Source organism: Rhodococcus sp. 14-2483-1-2 (genome assembly GCF_002259405.1).
Taxonomy (GTDB): domain Bacteria; phylum Actinomycetota; class Actinomycetes; order Mycobacteriales; family Mycobacteriaceae; genus Rhodococcoides.
Map to the genome: position 1 here is coordinate 1 of NZ_NPFW01000020.1, position 18,049 is coordinate 18,049.

Annotated in this window: 15 protein-coding genes and 1 rRNA gene; 10 read left to right on the forward strand and 6 right to left on the reverse strand. The window is 62.2% G+C overall.

Annotation, left to right across the window (positions count from 1 at the left end; translation table 11 throughout):
* The 7 genes from rrf to CH295_RS17430 form a co-directional block, all read left to right on the forward strand.
* Window positions 1-97: ribosomal RNA gene (gene rrf, locus CH295_RS17400) — 5S ribosomal RNA — on the forward strand; the annotation flags it as partial.
* Between the two features lie 181 nt (window positions 98-278).
* Entirely contained in the window at window positions 279-902 is a 624-nt protein-coding gene (locus CH295_RS17405; protein ID WP_212556184.1) for a DUF6188 family protein, read from the forward strand.
* A gap of 129 nt (window positions 903-1,031) precedes the next feature.
* On the forward strand, window positions 1,032-3,089 hold the full coding sequence (locus CH295_RS17410) for a hypothetical protein (protein WP_094741418.1): 2,058 nt from the start codon (window positions 1,032-1,034) through the stop codon (window positions 3,087-3,089).
* Window positions 3,082-4,569 (forward strand): ATP-binding protein, encoded by a 1,488-nt coding sequence (locus tag CH295_RS17415; protein WP_094741419.1) that lies wholly within the window; start codon window positions 3,082-3,084, stop codon window positions 4,567-4,569. Before CH295_RS17410 ends, CH295_RS17415 begins: the two co-directional genes overlap by 8 nt.
* 134 nt (window positions 4,570-4,703) lie before the next feature.
* Entirely contained in the window at window positions 4,704-7,505 is a 2,802-nt protein-coding gene (locus CH295_RS17420) for a Z1 domain-containing protein (protein WP_252342101.1), read from the forward strand.
* A 30-nt stretch (window positions 7,506-7,535) separates the two neighbouring features.
* Window positions 7,536-8,390, forward strand: a complete 855-nt coding sequence (locus CH295_RS17425; protein WP_094741421.1) for a ParA family protein — start codon at window positions 7,536-7,538, stop codon at window positions 8,388-8,390.
* Window positions 8,387-8,881 (forward strand): hypothetical protein, encoded by a 495-nt coding sequence (locus CH295_RS17430; protein ID WP_094741422.1) that lies wholly within the window; start codon window positions 8,387-8,389, stop codon window positions 8,879-8,881. Before CH295_RS17425 ends, CH295_RS17430 begins: the two co-directional genes overlap by 4 nt.
* Here the strand turns inward: CH295_RS17430 and CH295_RS17435 are convergent.
* Both CH295_RS17435 and CH295_RS17440 read right to left on the reverse strand, forming a co-directional pair.
* Window positions 8,867-9,631 carry a YqjF family protein gene (locus tag CH295_RS17435; RefSeq protein ID WP_252342081.1) on the reverse strand — a complete coding sequence of 255 codons (765 nt, stop codon included), beginning with the start codon at window positions 9,629-9,631 and terminating at the stop codon, window positions 8,867-8,869. The two genes, CH295_RS17430 and CH295_RS17435, sit on opposite strands and share 15 nt — an antisense overlap.
* A 23-nt stretch (window positions 9,632-9,654) precedes the next feature.
* Entirely contained in the window at window positions 9,655-10,323 is a 669-nt protein-coding gene (locus tag CH295_RS17440; protein ID WP_037190699.1) for an SIMPL domain-containing protein, read from the reverse strand.
* Between the two features lie 87 nt (window positions 10,324-10,410).
* On the opposite strand from CH295_RS17440, the gene CH295_RS17445 reads away from it, so the two are divergent.
* Window positions 10,411-11,403 carry an isopenicillin N synthase family dioxygenase gene (locus CH295_RS17445; RefSeq protein ID WP_094741423.1) on the forward strand — a complete coding sequence of 331 codons (993 nt, stop codon included), beginning with the start codon at window positions 10,411-10,413 and terminating at the stop codon, window positions 11,401-11,403.
* Here the strand turns inward: CH295_RS17445 and CH295_RS17450 are convergent.
* Entirely contained in the window at window positions 11,397-11,825 is a 429-nt protein-coding gene (locus tag CH295_RS17450) for a DoxX family protein (RefSeq protein WP_212556185.1), read from the reverse strand. The two genes, CH295_RS17445 and CH295_RS17450, sit on opposite strands and share 7 nt — an antisense overlap.
* A 34-nt stretch (window positions 11,826-11,859) precedes the next feature.
* Here CH295_RS17450 and CH295_RS17455 point away from each other — a divergent pair, with 34 nt between their 5' ends.
* The gene (locus CH295_RS17455; protein WP_094741425.1) at window positions 11,860-12,927 is read left to right on the forward strand and encodes a DNA polymerase IV; all 1,068 of its coding nucleotides are present in this window, start codon (window positions 11,860-11,862) and stop codon (window positions 12,925-12,927) included.
* Here the strand turns inward: CH295_RS17455 and CH295_RS17460 are convergent, their stop codons facing one another.
* The 3 genes from CH295_RS17460 to CH295_RS17470 form a co-directional block, all read right to left on the reverse strand.
* Window positions 12,928-13,632: a TerD family protein gene (locus tag CH295_RS17460; RefSeq protein ID WP_094741426.1), complete on the reverse strand. Its 705-nt coding sequence runs from the start codon at window positions 13,630-13,632 to the stop codon at window positions 12,928-12,930.
* 117 nt (window positions 13,633-13,749) lie between these two features.
* Complete coding sequence (locus CH295_RS17465) at window positions 13,750-15,501, reverse strand: pyruvate dehydrogenase (RefSeq protein ID WP_094741427.1); 1,752 nt, start codon at window positions 15,499-15,501, stop codon at window positions 13,750-13,752.
* 196 nt (window positions 15,502-15,697) lie between these two features.
* On the reverse strand, window positions 15,698-16,750 hold the full coding sequence (locus CH295_RS17470; RefSeq protein ID WP_037190705.1) for a LacI family DNA-binding transcriptional regulator: 1,053 nt from the start codon (window positions 16,748-16,750) through the stop codon (window positions 15,698-15,700).
* A 112-nt stretch (window positions 16,751-16,862) separates the two neighbouring features.
* Here CH295_RS17470 and CH295_RS17475 point away from each other — a divergent pair, with 112 nt between their 5' ends.
* The gene (locus tag CH295_RS17475; protein ID WP_094741428.1) at window positions 16,863-17,897 is read left to right on the forward strand and encodes a formamidase; all 1,035 of its coding nucleotides are present in this window, start codon (window positions 16,863-16,865) and stop codon (window positions 17,895-17,897) included.
* The last annotated feature ends 152 nt before the right edge of the window (window positions 17,898-18,049 follow it).

The following is an 18,049-nucleotide window of genomic DNA, read 5'->3' on the forward strand; positions in this document are numbered from 1 at the left end:
GGAAACGCCCGGTCCCATTCCGAACCCGGAAGCTAAGCCCTCCAGCGCCGATGGTACTGCACTCGACAGGGTGTGGGAGAGTAGGACACCGCCGAACACAATTTGCCAGAATGCCCCCGACCACCAGGTCGGGGGCATTCTGCATTTCGAATGCATCACCCCCACAACCGAACTCGTACACACCGTTCGCCACTCGATCTGCACCGACCGCGATCACGATCGGGTGTGCAGTGCGCAGTTGTGTACTAGGACTCGGTTCTGTGGCACAGTCGAAGTCGATGAAACTCGCCGTCGATCAGCACCGCGTCAGCAGAATTCTGCTCGATTTCGATCTGACCATCGAATTCGACGATGGAGCCACCATTTCCTTCAGTGAAGTGGTGATCGATGACCTCACGGTCGACGAAGACAATCAGTTCGAGGGTTTACGAGCCTTCGCGGCTCTGCACGGTCTCGTGTGCGAGGACGTCGACTACGACCGCTCGGGTGTGCTGCGAATGGCATTCGCCGGCGGACACGAATTGGTTGCTCGCCCCCGCGACGAAGTCGAATCCTGGGAGTATTGCGCCGCAGACGGATCCACCGTCCTGTGCGGACCGGACGGAGCCGTCGAATTGTGGCCGGCCCCGGAGCACCCCAGCACCGAAGCGCCGACTGTCGAGGGTCTCCCGTCCATCGGCTCCACCGTCGTTCGTTTGTCGACGGGTGACGAGCCGGCTGTCGAATTCTCGGACGGCACCAAGCTGCTGTTCGATCCTCCGCTCGACTGCGGCTATCTCGTATTGCGGGAGAGCGTCACGTCGAGCTCCATCTCCGAAGGCAGTGACGACGAAGCCAACGGGGATTGGGTGGTCGAGCTGTCCTCGGGACATGTGATCTTCTATCGGCCGCAGACCGTGTAGGGCTTGCCGAGAGCCCTTCATCCGACTGAATGAACAGTCGACGCATGGGGGCACCCCTCGCTGTGCAAGCGGACCGCGTGGCCTACTTTGTAGGTATTGCGAACGCAGGTCGATGAGAGTGGTTGATGGATGTCGGGTGTGAATGCTCTCGATTCGGCTGTGCTGACAGACGTGCACTGGGTAGAGCTGATGCCGTGGTTGGACGGCTACGTCTCTCATCGTGCTGCTCTGCTCGAGAGGCTCGCGCCCGGCACGGATTGGTGGCTGGAAGACGGCCCGTCCGAGACAGTCGATGAGGATGAGGTGACGCTGGACAATGTGCTGGCAGGCCTGGCGGAGCTGTTTGTCGCTGGCCACAAGGACACGCCCCTGGCGGATGCCGTTCCGGCACTGCCGCAATCATTGCCGATCGCGCTGATGGGCTTGGAGGCGAGAGCGGCCACCGCCGTAAAGCGCTTGACGTCCGCCTCGACCGTCTCTGGGCTCCTCTCGCACACAGTGACGGATCTCTTTGCTGTACCAGGCACAAGCGAGCAGACGGTGCGTGACGTCGTCCATGGCCTGCTCTACTGCGCGGTCCTTCGCGACCCGCTCGCTCGCCTCGATGAGCAGATCGATGGCGAGACGGCACCCGTTGTTGCACAGCTACTCGACGACTTGACGCAACTAGCTGTTTGGCGTCGGGTTAGGGGTGAAGTAGACCGTCCTCTCATGTCGGTGGAGATCGACGACGATTCACCCGAGGCCGTCCAGGAAGTTGCGGCGCGGCTCGAATCGGTGACATCGAGGGACTTTCCGGACCTCGGTGTGGGCGACGCAGTCGACGAGATCGAAAATCTGATCTCGCAGCTCGACGGTCGTGAAAGTATCGCGCTGCATCAAAGGCTGCTCGCCGCGGAACCGATCTCTCTGGGTGAACTCAGCGCCAAGTTGCATCTGTCCAAGCCCGCTGCAGGTGCGATCGAGTCACGTACTAAGGCAAAGATCAACGCGGCCTGTGGGTACGGGACAGCAGTCGGAAACTTGCTGGCAAGTCTGCGGGTGGAAATCCAGCCGGTCGCCTCGATGTCACGCTTGGTCGCGGTGCACCCCGAGATCGACGAACCTGTGCCGAGCCTGAGCGTGCCACTGTGGCTGGTTCTGGATCGGCTGGACGACTACTTCGAGGTGACGGATGGGTGGGCGGCCGCTCCAGACGTCGATGGAGCGAAGATGAGAACACGATCCATTCTCGAAGACCTGGAGTCTCCGAATGGCGTCGTTCCCCTCGATGACCTCGAATTGCTCGTGACGATGCCGCGTAGTGAACTCGAGGCCTGGCTCGGATGGTGCGCCATCCCTGTAGTGCACGGATCCGCACTGACTCGAACCCGAACAGTTGTCGGCGCAGCCGTAGGAGTTCTTGAAGCCGTCGGACAAGCTCGGGCGGCATCGGATATCGCCGAACTCGTAGACAGCGGCAAGCCTGCCCAGACAGTGCACCGCGCACTCGTCGGCGACGACCGCGCGGTGTTGGGGTCCGATGGTCTGTGGAGACTGATTGCCTGGGCGGACGCCGTCTTGCCTGCTGAGGTCGATCCGTCCGAGGACTTTGAGGCCGCGGACGACGGCGTGGTGCGTCGACGTCGGCGTGAGCGCAACGGGAAGACCCCGGAGCAGACGCGTCGGTTGTATCGAATCGGCCTTGCGTGGAGGTACCGAATCGTGGTTACTGCGGATCAATTGAGGGGTTCGGGGTTTGCCCTGCCCGCGGGAGTTGCGGTAGCGGTCGGTTGCGAGCGCGGCGGAACCGTCGAACTACGCAGCAGGCTTGGCGCTCAGATGGTGAGGTGGACCGGAGCTCAGCCGACTTCAGGAACGATTCGACGCTTTCTGCGGGACTTGGATGCGCAGACAGGAGACGAAGTGCTGCTGGAGTTTTCGCCGGACAGGTCGTTCACAGTGGTGCGTCCCGAAACTGTTCCGCCCGATGCCGATCCGCTCCGTCGAGCCCTTGCGGCTATCGGGCACCCTCAGCCGATGAATGTCGCTGACCGCCATGTCACTCGTGTACTTGCTGATGCAATCGGTCTGTACGGGGAGAGTCGTCCGCGCCGGTTGCTACGCGAATACGAGACCGGGAGCGAAGAACAAGTCGTGGATCTGTTGAAAGAAGCTTGGGTGCACAGGGTTACCTCGGATGACTGAAATTCCGACGTCGGCCGCGACGAACAAGGCACAAGACCAGTCCTTGTCCAGGTCGATAGGACTGCATCACACCCTGGCGACTGCGCTTGCAGACCTGATCGACAACAGTATCGACGCGGGGGCACACAATGTCCTTGTTCGCTTCGTCCAGGATGGCACCGCGATCGTTGGTCTGATGGTGATCGACAACGGTAGGGGCATGAACCACGCGACCATCGATGCCGCGATGTCGTATGGCACCCGGCGAAATTACAGCACGTCCGATCTCGGCCACTTCGGTGTCGGTTTGAAGGCCGCCTCGATGAGTCAGGCGGAGTCTTTGTTTGTGTGGTCGAAATCTGACGGCCATGACGCACAGGCTCGCTCAATTCACGGCGCAGACACGCAGCATGTGCACTCCATCGATTTGACGCTCGCCGCCTCGACTGTCGCATCGATCAAGCCTCGATTCCCGTTCGTCACGGGGACCGTGGTGGAGTGGCGCGGCATCAGATCGTTCCTGATGTCCGCAGACGCCGATGAACAGGTCAGTTGGCTCGAAGCGACCATCGGTGACATTCGGAGTCATCTCGGCATCGTCTTCCACAGATTACTTGGTAAGAATCTGACGATCGGTGTCGATGTGTTCGACGTCGGCTTCAAGCGGGCGGGTGCGCTGAATAACGTCAACCCCATCGATCCGTTCGGATATCTGGGGTCAGGAGGAGCCCGGTATCCGATGCCGCTGGACACCGGCACAAAATCTACTGTCCTGGCACATATCTGGCCGGCACGGAGTCAGTCGACCGAGTTCAAGCTCTTCGGCGCGCCAGGTCGCGACTGGCAGGGCATGTACTTCTATCGAAATGACAGGTTACTGCAGATCGGCGGTTGGAACGGGCTCTGGCACGGTCGGCCTGATTTCGGACTGGCGCGGATTGCGATCGATCTCGATGACGACCTTCGATCGCATGTCACGATCAACCCGGAGAAGTCCGGCGTGGTGCTCGACGCGACCGCAGTCGCTCTACTGCAGCAGGCCATTCTGCGTGAATACGACGGTAGAAACCTTCTGTCCGACGCCACCTCCGTACTTCAGGCGGCACGCAGCCACACGCCGCGACCTATTTCGGTCGTCGAGCCCTTCGAGGGCCTCCCTCAAGAACTTTCGGATGCCTTCAGCGATGCGTTCACATTCGTTGACGGTGCGGATCCGGTCAGCATCGGTTGGCGGGTGCTCGCCAGAGATGCGTTCTTCGAGGTGGATCTCGTGACCCGCACTTTGTGGATCAATGGCCGCTTTCGACGCGAGATACTGGGCCGTAAGGGTACCGACAACACAGACGTGCCGATACTGAGAACATTGCTGTATCTGTTGGTGCACAGCATGTTCGACGTACATCATCACAGTTCCAAGCAGCAGGAGCAGATGCAGGCCTGGCAGGACGTGCTGGTGGCCGCAATGTCTGCCCACCGCGAGCGGATGGGGGCTCTTCGATGACAGACTCGGATCAGTTGATCGCGGCAATCGGACGTGAGTTCGGGTCGTATCCGCCCGAGCCGTTGGTGGCTCCGATCAAGGGTCGTCTCGGCGACTCGGTGCCCGAGGACTTCGGGATAGACGACATCGTGACAGTGTTGGTCTCCGACGACGTTCCTCAGTTGCGCGCTGTTGTTCGTGCGAGCCTGTTGAAGTGGGATCTGGAGACAGCTGACCCTTGGTGTCTCGATACCGTTCCCGGATCACCGGAGCGGCGGGTGCGGATATACGAGTTGCTTGGAATACCGGACGAGGGCTTCCCGATTCTCGACAGCACCTTCCCGAGGCGCGGCGGGGCGGTCATCATTGCTGCGCAGCAGCCTTGGGCCCCTTGGTATACCCATCAGCGCCAGCTCGAACACAACTTCTATTGGCGTGCCTATCGGGGGGTGCTGTCCTCGAAGCTCGATACAGACACTGTCGATGACCTCGATTCGTTGACATCGAGTATCGTTGCTCGGCTTGCAGACCCCGTTCGCGAGGAACCGTATCAATCGAAGGGCCTGGTCGTCGGCTACGTGCAGAGCGGCAAGACGGCAAACTTCACCGGTGTCGTCGCGAAGGCGATCGACGCCGGATACCGACTGGTCGTCGTCCTGACGGGAACGATCGAACTGCTACGCAGTCAGACTCAGCGCCGCCTCGATATGGAACTCGTCGGTCAGCAGAATATCGGTGCAGATGGTGACTATGCCCAGGATCCGGACTGGAATGCCGGAAAATTTGTTCGCCTGGAGGAAGATCCGAACTTCTCGTCGACATCGCCCGCGATACGACGACTCACTGGCGCAACCGATGACTACAAGACACTGAACAAGGGTATTAGCGCGTTGGAGTGGGAGTTCGTTGACCACAGTCGGCCGCTGAACGATCCGAAGAACCTGTTTGCCAGCAATATCCGTCTCGCTGTAGTCAAGAAGAACTCGACCGTGCTGACACGGCTGGTCGAAGATCTGGGGCGTAGTCGTACTGCGTTGGAACAAATTCCCACGCTGATAATCGACGACGAGGCTGATCAGGCCTCAGTGAACACGTTGAATCCGGCGAGGTGGGCTGCCGATACGATCGAGCGTACGGCCATCAATGCACGCATTACCGACCTGCTGAGCGTACTGAAGCGCGCCCAATACATCGGTTACACGGCAACGCCCTTCGCAAATGTCTTCGTCGACGTCGAGGACAGTGAGACGATCTTTCCCAAAGATTTCATCGTCAGTCTCGACCGTCCGAAGCCGTACATGGGTGGTGCTGATTTCCATGACTCCGACGACGGTGACGAGTTCGACGATTCCGAGCGGACGCCCGCCAACTCGAACAAGGCGGCGTTCGTGCGTGACCTCTGGGCGGGCTGGGATGGTGAAGGCCGTGAAAGCGAGCAGCTCAAAGCGTTGGACTCCTTCGTGCTGTCCGGTGCCATCAAGCTGTTCCGGGAAAGCAAGGGATCCAATGCCTTCCGGCACCATACGATGCTCGTCCATGAATCGGTGAAGACTACCGAGCACACCGCAGTTGCGGACGAGTTCAAGGCGCTGTGGAAGTCGGCCGGCTACTCCCAGCCGTCGAGCCTCGTTCGGCTCGAGCAGTTGTGGGTCGAAGACTTTTCGGTTGTCTCCGCCGCACGCACCGAGGTAGGTGCCGCCAACCCAACAACGTTCGAGGAGCTCGAAGACTTCGTCGGTATCGCTTACAACAAGATTTCCGAGGGCTCAAGCCCCGTCATCATTGTTAACGGTGAGAAGCAGGACGACTACCTGCAGGAAGCGCTGAACTTCGAGGCACGCGGGGTGTGGAAGATTCTGGTCGGCGGCACGAAGCTCAGTCGCGGTTTCACCGTGGAGGGATTGACCACTACCTACTACACACGTCGGACGCCTCAAGCCGACACTCTGATGCAGATGGGCCGCTGGTTCGGCTTCCGGCCCGGATACCGTGACCTGGTGCGCTTGTTCATCGGGCGCGACGTTCCAGGGCCTGCCGGTAGATCCTTCGACATGTACGAGGCATTCGCGACGATCGTGGCGGACGAGGCGGAGTTCAGGTCGGAGCTGGCCCGGTTCGCCGACCTCAATGCAGGCGGGGAGCCGATGGTCACTCCCATGGACGTGCCTCCGATGGTGTTTCAGTCCCAGCCGTGGCTCAAGCCTGCGGCCGCGAACAAGATGTACAACGCCGAGCAGGTCTACCGCGGCGTCGGCGGACAGGCGTTCAGCTTCACAATGCAAAAGCCGCGCGGCGACGGAACCAACAACAAGAACCACTTTGCAGCAGTCGGACCTTTGCTGAGGAGCATGCAAGACTCGGCCACGTTCGAGATGACCGGTAGTCACGGAATCCGGCGGAAGTTCCAGGCCCAGTACGGAATTGTTCTGGCCGAGGAAGTCCTGGAGATCGTCAGTCAATTCGTATGGGACGAGAAATGGACGTTCGAGCCACATCTGGCGGCGATGCGATCTGCGATCGAACGAGACATGCTGAAGGACTTCGCGATTCTGCTGCCGAAGCCGAAAACCCGTCAGCCAGTCGCGGTCAAGGGCTGGGATGAACCACTTCCCATCGTCAACCGAAAACGACTCGACGGTGAGTACCGTTCCGGTTTCAGCGGTACAGCCGTCCGCGAGCGAGAAGCTATCGAGCACATCGCCGGGGCTCCGGGAAAAGACGGCGGGCCGCATGCTCGACAGCTACGGCAGGGCACCCGAGGGGGACTGATCTTGGTCTTCGCGAACGATCCTGCTGTCGGCTCCAAGAACATGAAGCGTGCGAAAACCGGTCCGGTCGATCCAGGTGATTTCGCCACTCTCTTCTCCTACGCTTTGCCGTACTTGGCAGAACCCACGCCGAGGATCGGATTCCGCGTGCGACAGCCTGGTCCGGACGCAATCGTCGATGCAACATGAGGGAAGTGTCATGAAGAGGAACTGTGCACGATGCCAAAGATAATCACCACGATCAGTCTCAAGGGTGGGGTAGGCAAGACGACCATCACAGCGGCACTGGCGGAGTTCATGTCGCTGGAGTTCGGTCAGAGGGTTCTTGTCGTCGACCTCGATTCCCAGATAAATTTGACGACGATGATGATCGGCGAGAACGAGTGGTGGGAGCTGAACAACAAGGGGCTCACGCTTGCTACAGCGTTCAGGGATGCGATCGAGGGAACGTCGAACTTCGACGTGCAGGCCAGCATTCAGCGTGGAGTCTCGAGCGTGAAGAAGGTGACGGGCGTCGACCTGTTGCCGTCGTCGCTGGATTTGATCTCTCTCCAAGAGGAGTTGAGCGCGCTGCGGGTGGCAGAGGGATCAAGCACCGCAGCGGTGAACATTCTCGGGGATGCCATCGCGCCCGTTGCGGCGTACTACGACTACATTTTGATCGACTGTCCTCCGAACATCGGCCCGATCACTCTGAACGGATTGGCGATGTCGGACGGGTACATCATTCCAACCATCCCGGATGTCTTGTCGACCTATGGTATTCCGCAGATTCAGACTCATGTTGCGAAGTTTGGTAGGGAGTTGGGCCGTGACATCGTCGAACTGGGACTCGTCATCACCAAGTACAAGTCGAATTCTGCGATACATAACGCAACCGTCCGAAACCTCCGGCGCGACAGAGAGATTCAGAACGTTCTGCCGGTATATCTTGCCGAGTCCAACGCGATAGCGGCATCTGCTCTTTTCTCTAGGTACAGCACCCTGAAAGTCAAGTACGGCAACGCTGGTCAGTTCGATCAGCTACGTGAAATCACCAAACACATCATGACGGAGGCTGAAGCGAAGCTATGACCACACCAGATGATGGCAAGCAGCGCATGCAGATCCAGGAACTCGGCGGCGCTCTGCTCAAGCTCAATGCAACAGACGCGACTGCCGCAGCACTGCTGACGAAACTGTTTCAGGTGGTTGCTGAGGAGGCCGCGCAATCGAAGCGTTTCGCAAAAGCGCTGGCCGGCGCATTTGCTGTTTCTGCAGTAAGCGGCGGTGAACCCATCGCCGAGGTGGTGGCGAAGCCGCCCGTGCGTAAGAAGGCGGCACCGAAGAAAGTGATCCGCCAGGCGGGCCAGTTCGATCCGTTCGACATCTACAGAGACAGTGGTGAAGAAGCCCTTGCTGCGAAGCTTGCTGAGCTGAATCTGGAGCAGCTGAGGGACATCATTGCTGAGCAAGAGATCGACATTCATAAGGAAACACGCCTCAAACGCAAGCCGCAAATTGTCGCGGACTGGGTAGTCGAGCGCGTGAAGTTGCTTGCAAACAAGGGGTCAGTGTTTCGGTGAGCCACCCGAGAGAACCACGTAGGGCTTTCCGAATTGAGTCTCGACACCGGGGGAGTACAGCACCGAGTCCGGTGGCCGGGTACTCACACCGGGTAGGCCCGCCGCTGCCACGAGCTCGTCGGCGCAGTGGGTCAGCTCCGCATCGACCAGTGGCCAGTGTCGGTGCACGTTCGGAACGTACAACAGGCGTCCGGCGAGTGAGGTGTGCAATCCCCAACGCGCGGTGAGGAACACAGCGAGTGGATCCTCGGACATGTCGCGTGACCCTCTGACGACGCCGAAGTCCGTCGTTGCGCCTCGGCGCGGCGGTGCGAGTCGTCGGCTGCGGTAGCCGATCGTTCGACTGTCGTCGTCGATGTCGATCGATGACCAGCGGTACGGAACGCGAGCGGCGTTGGTGCCCAACACGACTGCGAGTCTGGTTGCTTCCAGTGATCGGAACACGACGCCGCGTCGACCCTCCGCGTCGATCGAGTACAGGCGCACGTTGATCTCACCGAACGTGCCGAAGTACGGAACTGGGTGACGGTAACCGAGGCCGGCTCCGACCATGTGGAAGCCGATCAGCCCCACCCACGACGAGCCGTCGAATTCGTCGGGCGCGCACCCTCGGGGCAACAGCGGGGCGACAGCCGAACTCGGAACCCGCCAGTGCAGAAAGACGAGCCGTTCCCATCGCTGATCCATCAGGATCGGACGAGGCAGCAGTGGTGGCCGCGGCCAGAGGCGTCGGGCATCGTCTCGATTCATCGTTCGAGCGTAGGCGCGACGCGTCAGGAGGCAGTGAATCGGGCGTGCACGCTCGCGGAGATCGTGATGTTCTCCGGTTTGAGGGCAAACCCGGCCGGCGCGGATGTGGCGGCGAACATGCGCGCCGAGGATTCGGCACCACCACTCTCCGCGATCCCTGGCAGCAGACCGGGGTCGGCCACCGCGACGGCCTGCACGCCCGATCTCCCCAGGCTCGACGCGTAGGACTCGGCCTTGGAGACGGCGTCGCGAACAGCGAGTTCTCGGACGGCGAGGGTGTGAGCAGTTCTGCTGGATTCGGTGAGGTCCCAGCCGAAGTGGTCGATCGACACTCCCTCGAGTGCGGATGCTGCGTAGACGAACGCATCCACCAGATCGAGTTGGCTGAACTGCACCTCCACGGACGCCTCCGCTTGATACACGTACGGCAGTTGTTCTCCGTCGTGGTTGAACGGGCGGTGGCGCGAGTGGCGCACTTGGTCGACCGACCACCGATCGATGGGGCCGCCGTCGCTGTTGTAGAGCGGCTCGACCAATCTCGTGAGCTCCCGGACGAGTTGCTGAGCCGGTTCGGACGCCGACTCCGCCGTTCGTCCGTCGGTACGGACGGTCAGCGACAGCGTGCACTGCTCGGGCGGATAGGTGGCTGCGCCGTGACCGACGACTGTGATGTCGAGTGCTTCATGGCTCATGGCGTCCAGTCTCGCATCCGCGCACCGATATTCACCGAATCTCAACAGTGCTGGCCGACGCGTCAGGTGGGGAGGACAATTGCGAACATGCTTCCTGTTCTCGATCTGGCTTCCGCCGAAAACGACCCCCGCGCGTTCCAGCGGTCACTGCGCGAAGCTGCTCATCGTTCCGGCTTCTTCTATCTCGTCGGACACGGGATCGAGACCGAACGAATGCACGAGGTGCTGCGTCTTGCGCGTCGGTTCTTCGCCGTGCCGGACCATGTGAAGGACGAGATCAGTCAGCTGAAGAGCCCGCACTTCCGCGGTTACTCACGGGTGGGTGGGGAGCTGACCAACGGCCGCGTGGACTGGCGGGAGCAGATCGACATCGGACCCGAGCGCCCGGCCATCGACGGGGCCGAGGGGTACTGGAACCTGCAGGGTCCCAATCTGTGGCCGTCACAGCCCACAGGCTTCAGAGAGACGTTCGAGCAGTGGGAACGCACGGTATCGGGTCTCGGACTTCGCCTCCTGCGACATTGGGCGCAATCCCTCGGAGCCCCCGAGAACGTGTTCGACGATGCTTTTGCCACCGCGCCCGCAACGCTCATGAAGGTCGTCCGCTATCCGGGTACTCCCGACCATTCGCAGGGCGTCGGTGCGCACAAGGACTCCGGGGTGTTGACGCTGCTGCTCGTCGAGCCGGACTCGACCGGGCTGCAGGTGGAGACGACGCCCGATACCTGGATCGACGTTCCGCCGTTGGCCGGGGCGTTCATCGTCAACATCGGCGAGCTGTTGGAAGTGGCGACCGGCGGTTATCTACGGGCGACGCGGCATCGGGTCGTCGCGCCAGGGCCTGACACGGACCGGATATCGGTGCCCCACTTTCTGAGCCCGGCCCTCGATGCCGTCGTCCCGGTGATCGAACTGCCCGCCGAATTGGCGCAGCACTCACGAGGTGTCGAGAACGATCCCGACAACCCCATCTACAGCACCTACGGTGAGAACGCGTGGAAGTCACGTACGCGAGCGCACCCCGACGTGGCGCAGTTGCACCACGGCATCGCTCCGGCCGGTCGGCAGTCTGCTTACTGACGCCGACTGCTGCCCTGACGTGACGCGCGGTACTGGGCCCACGCCCCGGTGCACCACAGTGCCCAGACGATCAGCAGCGGCTGGAACAGCAATCGGATTCCTCGTGCCGAATCGGAGTCGAGGCCGAACGCGTCGGTGTGGGTGACGAACTGCGAGATGTTGCCGGGAAAGACCGCGACGAAGAATGCGGCGACCACCCAACCCACGAGCGGCGCGCGAGCAGTCCAGAACAGCAGCGCCAGGCCGAGCGCGATCTCCACGACGCCCGATGCCAGCACGACGAAGTCGGTGCTCAGCGGCACCCACTCGGGAACCTGCGCTGTGAACGTCTCGCGCGCCCAGAAGAGGTGGCTGAGCCCGGCGAAGACGAGGAACGCCCCCAACACGACCCGCCCGATGGTGCGAGAAATCGATTTCGTCATGGCGTCATGAGACACCACGGGCACACTGAACACCATGACCGGGAGCGCTTCGACCGACTTCGCTCGTCGCCGATGGGTACTGCATGTCGACCTCGATCAGTTCATCGCCGCCGTCGAAGTGCTGCGCAACCCCGATCTGGTGGGCAAGGCAGTGGTGGTCGGAGGGCGGGGAGATCCCACCGAACGCGGGGTGGTCTCGACGGCCTCGTACGAGGCGCGTGCGAAGGGCGTCGGGTCCGGAATGCCACTGCGCGTCGCTGCAAAGAAGATTCCCGACGCGGTCTTCCTGCCCGTGGACAAGCAGGCGTACGACGAGGCGTCGGCGATGGTGATGGACACTTTGCGGACGATGGGGTACGTGGTCGAGGTCATCGGCTGGGACGAGGCGTTTCTCGGTGTGGAGACCGACGATCCCGAGGGTGTGGCGAAGACAGTGCACGACGCCGTGTTCGACGCGACGGGGCTGCATTGCTCGGTGGGCATCGGAGACAACAAGTTACGAGCCAAGATCGCCACCGACTTCGACAAGCCGCAGGGCATCTATCGCCTGACGCAGGACAATTGGTTCGAGGTGATGGGCGATCGCGGCACCGATGCGCTGTGGGGGATCGGCAAGAAGATCTCGAAGAGGTTGGCCGCCCTCGGCATCTCGACAGTCCGAGAACTGGCCGATGCGCAGGACGCGGACCTCGCCGCCGCGTTCGGACCGAAGATCGGTCCGTGGCTCGGCACGAAAGGGCGAGGCATCGACCTCGCGCCGGTGACGTCCGAGCCGTGGGTTGCACGGTCGCACAGCCGTGAGGTCACGTTCCAGACCAATGTCGCCGATTGGGCGGTCATCCGAGACGAGGTCGCCGGTTTGACGTCGAAGGTGTTGGCCGACATCGAAGCCGAGAACCGGCCGGCTGTTCGGGCGGCATTGAAGATCCGCTACGCGCCGTTCGAGACGCATACCGTCAGCGCACCGATCGTCGGTGCGCCGACCTTCGATCCGAAGATTCTGACCTCGGCTGCGGTGGCCCTCGTCGACCGCCTCGACCACAGTCGCGAGGTTCGATTGATCGGCGTCCGGCTCGAAATGACTCCGCCGCAACCTTTCTGATTACTTGCGACCCGCCGCCCAGCGCAGTCCCCAACCGTACTTCTTGTCGAGGTCGGCCTGGCTGCCCTGGATGTACTCGACCTCGCGGGTGACGGTGATCCCCGCAGATGTGTTCTCCAACAATGCGATCGAGCAGATTCGCGCGGAGTTCTCGGCCGAGTCGAGGCGTACCTCGACCTGTGGTCCGCTGGTGGGGTACAGCGTCACCACCCCGTCGACTGCTGCCCAGTTCGGTGCGCCGTCGTAGATCATCGCGAAGATCAGGATTCGAGCGAACTTCTCGGGATGGGCGAGGTTGATGTGCATGTTCTCGCCGCCGCTGACCGAACCGGAGCGATCGTCGCCGTCGAGCGCGATGAACGGGGCATCCTGCAGTGAACCGAAGCTGTTCCCGAGTGCCTGGACGACGCCCTTGGAACCGTCACGCAGTTCGTAGAGGCAGCCGAGGTCGAGATCGACACCGCCGGAGCCGTACGACGCCGCGGCCAACTTGGCCAGGAAGCCCTTCTTCTTCGGCTGTGCCGCAGGTGCGCCGGTCGACCAGTTCAGGTTGACCCGCATCGAACCCTGCTTCTCGCCGGACTTGGTGAGGCTGATCGTCGGCGACGCCTTGGACAGCGTCACTTTGCTCAGACTGACCGGAGCACCGGCCTGCGACGCCGAGGATTGCCCGGACGAGGGCTTGCGGGTGTAGTCGATGGCCATGGTTGTGCCTTCCGGAACGGTCGGTTACCGGATCGAGTGTCCGGTTTGGGCGGTGTGTCGACAATAACCGCCTGTCCGATCATCTCGATGATCGCATCGCTGCGTACGAGAATTCGTCTACGGTCGTGGCACGTTACGCAGATTCGACTTGGCCATTCGCATTGCCTCGCCGACGCCGCCGTTGAGCACGACCTTGCTCATCGCGAGCGCGAATCCCTTGATCTGCTCGCCGGTGATGGTCGGCGGGACGGACAGTGCCAGCGGATCGGTGATCAGTTGCACCAGCGCCGGTCCGTCGACGGCGAACGCGGTCTCGAGTGCGCCGCGGATGTCCTCGGGCTGCTCGACGCGTTGTGCGTGGATACCCGCGGCGGCGGCGATGCCGGTGTAATCGACCTGGGGCACGTCGACGCCGAAGTCGGGCAGACCGTCGACGAGCATCTCGGCCTTGACCATGCCGAGCGTGGAATTGTCGAACAACACGATCTTCACGGGCAGCTTGTACATTGCGACGGTCAAGAGTTCGGAGAGCAGCATCGAGAATCCGCCGTCGCCGGAGATCGAGACGACCTGGCGGCCCGGATTGGCGAACTGCGCTCCGATGGCGTGTGGCAGGGCATTGGCCATCGAACCGTGCAGCATCGACGCGACGAATGCCCTTCTGCCGGTGGGGTTGATGTACCGCGCGGTCCACACGTTGCACATGCCGGTGTCGGTGGTGAACACGGCGTCGTCGGCGGCGAGGTCGTCGAGAACCGAGGCAGCGTACTCGGGGTGGATCGGAACGAGCTTCTCGGCGTTGCGGGTGTACGCGCCGACGGTCTTCCCCATCAGGTCGTTGTGCTTGTCCACCCACTTCTCCACGTAGCGGCGGTCGGTCTTGCGAGTGATCAATGGCTGCAACGCATTCAGGGTTGCCCGAACATCACCGTGGATCGGGTACTGCACCGAGGTTCGACGCCCCAGCTTCGTGGGATCGATGTCGATCTGCGCGGTCGTGACGTCTTCGGGCAGGAACTGCTGGTACGGAAAGTCGGTGCCGAGCAGGATGAGCAGATCCGCGTCGTGAATTCCTGCATGGGCCGCGCCGTAGCCCAGCAACCCTGTCATGCCGACGTCGTACGGGTTGTCGTACTGGATGAATTCCTTGCCGCGCAACGAATGTCCGACGGGGGCACCGATGGTGTCGGCGAACGCGACCACCTCGTCGTGGGCACCCTTGACTCCGTAGCCGGCGAAGATGGCAACCTTCTCGGCATTGTTGATGGCGTCGGCCAGTTTCTGGATGTCCGATGCAGGCGGTGTGACGATCGGTGTGGACGGAATGGCGATCGGATCCATCGTGCCGGCGGCCGACAGCTCGGCGATGTCTCCGGGGAGCGTCAGCACCGACACCCCACCACCGGTGACCGCGGCGTTGATCGCCGCTCGGAACACCCGGGGAGCCTGCGCGGCGGTGGAGACGAATTCGTTGTAGAGCGAGCATTCACCGAAGAGGCGGTCTGGGTGCGTCTCCTGGAAGTACCCCGAGCCGATCTCGCTGCTGGGAATGTGCGACGCGATCGCCAGAACCGGTGCGCCGGAACGGTGTGCGTCGTACAGGCCGTTGATCAGATGCAGATTTCCGGGTCCGCACGAACCCGCACAGACGGCGAGTGTGCCGGTGGTCTGCGCGTCGGCAGACGCCGCGAACGCCGCGGCCTCCTCGTGTCGTACGTGAATCCAGTCGATACCGCCCTTGGCCGATCCACCGGTGCGACGCACTGCGTCGACCACAGGATTGAGACTGTCGCCGACGATGCCGTAGATGCGTTGTACGCCGGCGTCGACGAGTCCTCGAACGAGCTGATCGGCCACTGTGGTGGGCATTTCACTGTCTCCTCAAAATTCGGTGACGCACCGATATGCCTCGGCTGCGCCTTCTCGACGCCTTCCCTGCACCGAGGGTCTGCCAAACATAGAAGTGCACGCAACGGAGGGTCGTCAAGGTGAACCTGCTGGTGAAGGCCCTCTACGATCTCCGTCACGTCGGGATGTTCCAGGCAGCACCCAGAGATGACTGAGGCTACCCGCCGACCGGCGAGAAGTGGCTGGGTGCAGTTCGTCCCGGAACCGTGGAGTCGCGGACGACCAGCGTCGGCGTGAGTGCCACCGAGGACACCGGCAGTCCGTGGGTGACGGCCAACAGCATTTCGGCTGCGCGTGTGCCGATTTCGCGGTGCGGGCTGTGCACTGTCGTCAAGGGCACCGTCAGCTCGCTGCAGATCGAGATGTCGTTGTAGCCGACGACCGCAACGTCGCGTCCCGGCTGCAATTCCGCTTCGCGCAGGACGCCGAGAACTCCGATGGCACTGAAATCGTTGGTCGCGAAGATCGCCGTCGGCGGTGTCGGCAATGCCAGAAGTGCTGTGGCCCCGCGTCGTCCGGCCTCGGGATCGAAGCCCTCTTCCCGTACGTACTCGTCCGGAACGTCGATGCCTGCATCGCGGAGGGCAGCTCGGCAGCCCTCCAATCGGTCGATCCCGGTGCTGGCCCACGCCGGACCGGACACGATCCCCACTCGGGTGTGGCCGAGTCTGGCCAAGTGCTCACCGGCGAGGTAACCGCCCCGATGGTCGTCGCACGTCACCGAGGTCATCCCCGGGTATCTACGGCTGATGAGCACGAACTTGATTCCTCGGCGGTGCAGGTCCTCGAGGTTCTCGCTGTCGAGGCGAGCATCGCCGAAGATGAGGCCGTCGACGTTGCGGCCGAGCAACAGATCGATGCGTCGACGCTGCTGAATCGGATCGTCGTGGGTGTTGGCGACGAAGGTCTCGTACCCGGCACGGTTCGCTGTTTCCTCGATGGCGTCGTACATCGCCGAGAGCACCACGTCGGTCAATCGCGGGACGAGTACACCGAACGCGGTGGACTTCTTGGTGGTCAAGCTCGCCGCGTTGGGGTTGGGGACATAGTCCATCTCGCGGGCCAGCTCGAACAATCGCAGGTCTCCTGCGCTGGCACCGGCCGGGTCGAGCGCAACGCGTCGCAGAGCTCGGGAAACGGTCGAGACATGAACTCCCGCAGCAGCTGCGACCGTTTTGAGCGTGACGCTTCCCGACGTAGTGCTGTCCACTGGCGGTTCCCCTCGATCCTCCGTCGGCGCTGCCCCGACCCCTGATGACCCCTAAGCTAGCACCGTGCGCAATCGTTTGCGCAACAAGTTGCCCTCGAGGAACGGACATTCGATGACAGGTCTGGGTGGTCTCAATCCGTCGCCGACGTCGCTCACGCTCGGCCTGGTTCAGCAGCAGATTCCGCTGATCACGAGCATGGACGATGTGAACGCGACGACCGATCGTGTGTGCAGGCAGTTACACGAGGCGAAGGCCGGCTTCTCGGCGCTCGACCTCGTGGTGTTCCCCGAGTACTCGCTGCACGGTCTGCGCAAGTCGTCGTGGGCGTCCGACGAGGTGATGTGTGACATGGACGGTCCACAGGTGGAGCGGTTGCGCGACGCGTGCCGTGAGTCGGCAGTGTGGGGGTGTTTCAGCATCATGGAACGTAACCCCGGCGGAGCGCCGTTCAACTCCGGAATCATCGTCGACGACCGAGGTGACATCGCGCTGTACGTCCGCAAACTGCATCCCTGGACGCCCAAGGAGCCGTGGGAGCCCGGCGACATCGGCCTACCGGTCTGTCCAGGTCCCAAGGGGTCGGTGCTGTCGCTGTTGATCTGCCACGACGGAATGTTTCCCGAGATGGCGCGGGAGGCGAGCTACCGCGGTGCCAACGTGCTGCTGCGCACGGCCGGGTACAAGTTTCCGCTGCGGCAGTCCTGGCGTATCACCAACGAGGCCAATGCCTTTCACAATTTGGCGTACACGGCGTCGGTGTGTCTGGCGGGGGAGGACGGCAACGGCATCCCGTCGATGGGCGAGGCGATGGTGTGCGACTACGAAGGAACGATCGTCGAGCGCGGCGATTCGACACCCGATCGGGTGGTGACCGTGTCGATCGAGCCGGCCAGGGCGGATGCGGCACGTCGCGAGTGGGGAGTGGAGAACAACATCTATCAACTGGGTCATCGTGGGTACACCGCGCTCGATGGAGGGGCGCGCGATTGCCCGTACACCTACGTTCGCGACCTCGCCGACGGAACCTACCGAGTGCCGTGGGAGGACGAGGTTCGCATCGTCGACGGGACCTCGGAGGGGTACGGACCCCCGCGTCGGCTCGGCAGCGCAACCGATTCCGCGCGGGCCGGTCTGCGCGGGGAGTAAGGCGGAGGTTACGCGACCCGTGCCCGTGTAACGGTGCCATTAATTGGTTCCGGATTTGTCGCCCAAAGCTCGACATCGACTGAGAAACCCCTCTATCGTCAGAGCAACGCAATCGGTTGCACGACCGGTTGCACAGCAAGCGAAAGAAGGCT

Bases quoted from the DNA above. Each gene is read 5' to 3' on its own strand.
- CH295_RS17440 (WP_037190699.1), bottom strand. From the start codon at position 10,323: ATGAGCCATGAAGCACTCGACATCACAGTCGTCGGTCACGGCGCAGCC.
- CH295_RS17405 (WP_212556184.1), top strand. From the start codon at position 279: ATGAAACTCGCCGTCGATCAGCACCGCGTCAGCAGAATTCTGCTCGAT.
- CH295_RS17430 (WP_094741422.1), top strand. From the start codon at position 8,387: ATGACCACACCAGATGATGGCAAGCAGCGCATGCAGATCCAGGAACTC.
- CH295_RS17415 (WP_094741419.1), top strand. From the start codon at position 3,082: ATGACTGAAATTCCGACGTCGGCCGCGACGAACAAGGCACAAGACCAG.
- CH295_RS17465 (WP_094741427.1), bottom strand. From the start codon at position 15,501: ATGCCCACCACAGTGGCCGATCAGCTCGTTCGAGGACTCGTCGACGCC.
- CH295_RS17450 (WP_212556185.1), bottom strand. From the start codon at position 11,825: ATGACGAAATCGATTTCTCGCACCATCGGGCGGGTCGTGTTGGGGGCG.
- CH295_RS17475 (WP_094741428.1), top strand. From the start codon at position 16,863: ATGACAGGTCTGGGTGGTCTCAATCCGTCGCCGACGTCGCTCACGCTC.
- CH295_RS17425 (WP_094741421.1), top strand. From the start codon at position 7,536: ATGCCAAAGATAATCACCACGATCAGTCTCAAGGGTGGGGTAGGCAAG.
- CH295_RS17455 (WP_094741425.1), top strand. From the start codon at position 11,860: ATGACCGGGAGCGCTTCGACCGACTTCGCTCGTCGCCGATGGGTACTG.
- CH295_RS17460 (WP_094741426.1), bottom strand. From the start codon at position 13,632: ATGGCCATCGACTACACCCGCAAGCCCTCGTCCGGGCAATCCTCGGCG.
- CH295_RS17435 (WP_252342081.1), bottom strand. From the start codon at position 9,631: ATGAATCGAGACGATGCCCGACGCCTCTGGCCGCGGCCACCACTGCTG.
- CH295_RS17445 (WP_094741423.1), top strand. From the start codon at position 10,411: ATGCTTCCTGTTCTCGATCTGGCTTCCGCCGAAAACGACCCCCGCGCG.
- CH295_RS17410 (WP_094741418.1), top strand. From the start codon at position 1,032: ATGTCGGGTGTGAATGCTCTCGATTCGGCTGTGCTGACAGACGTGCAC.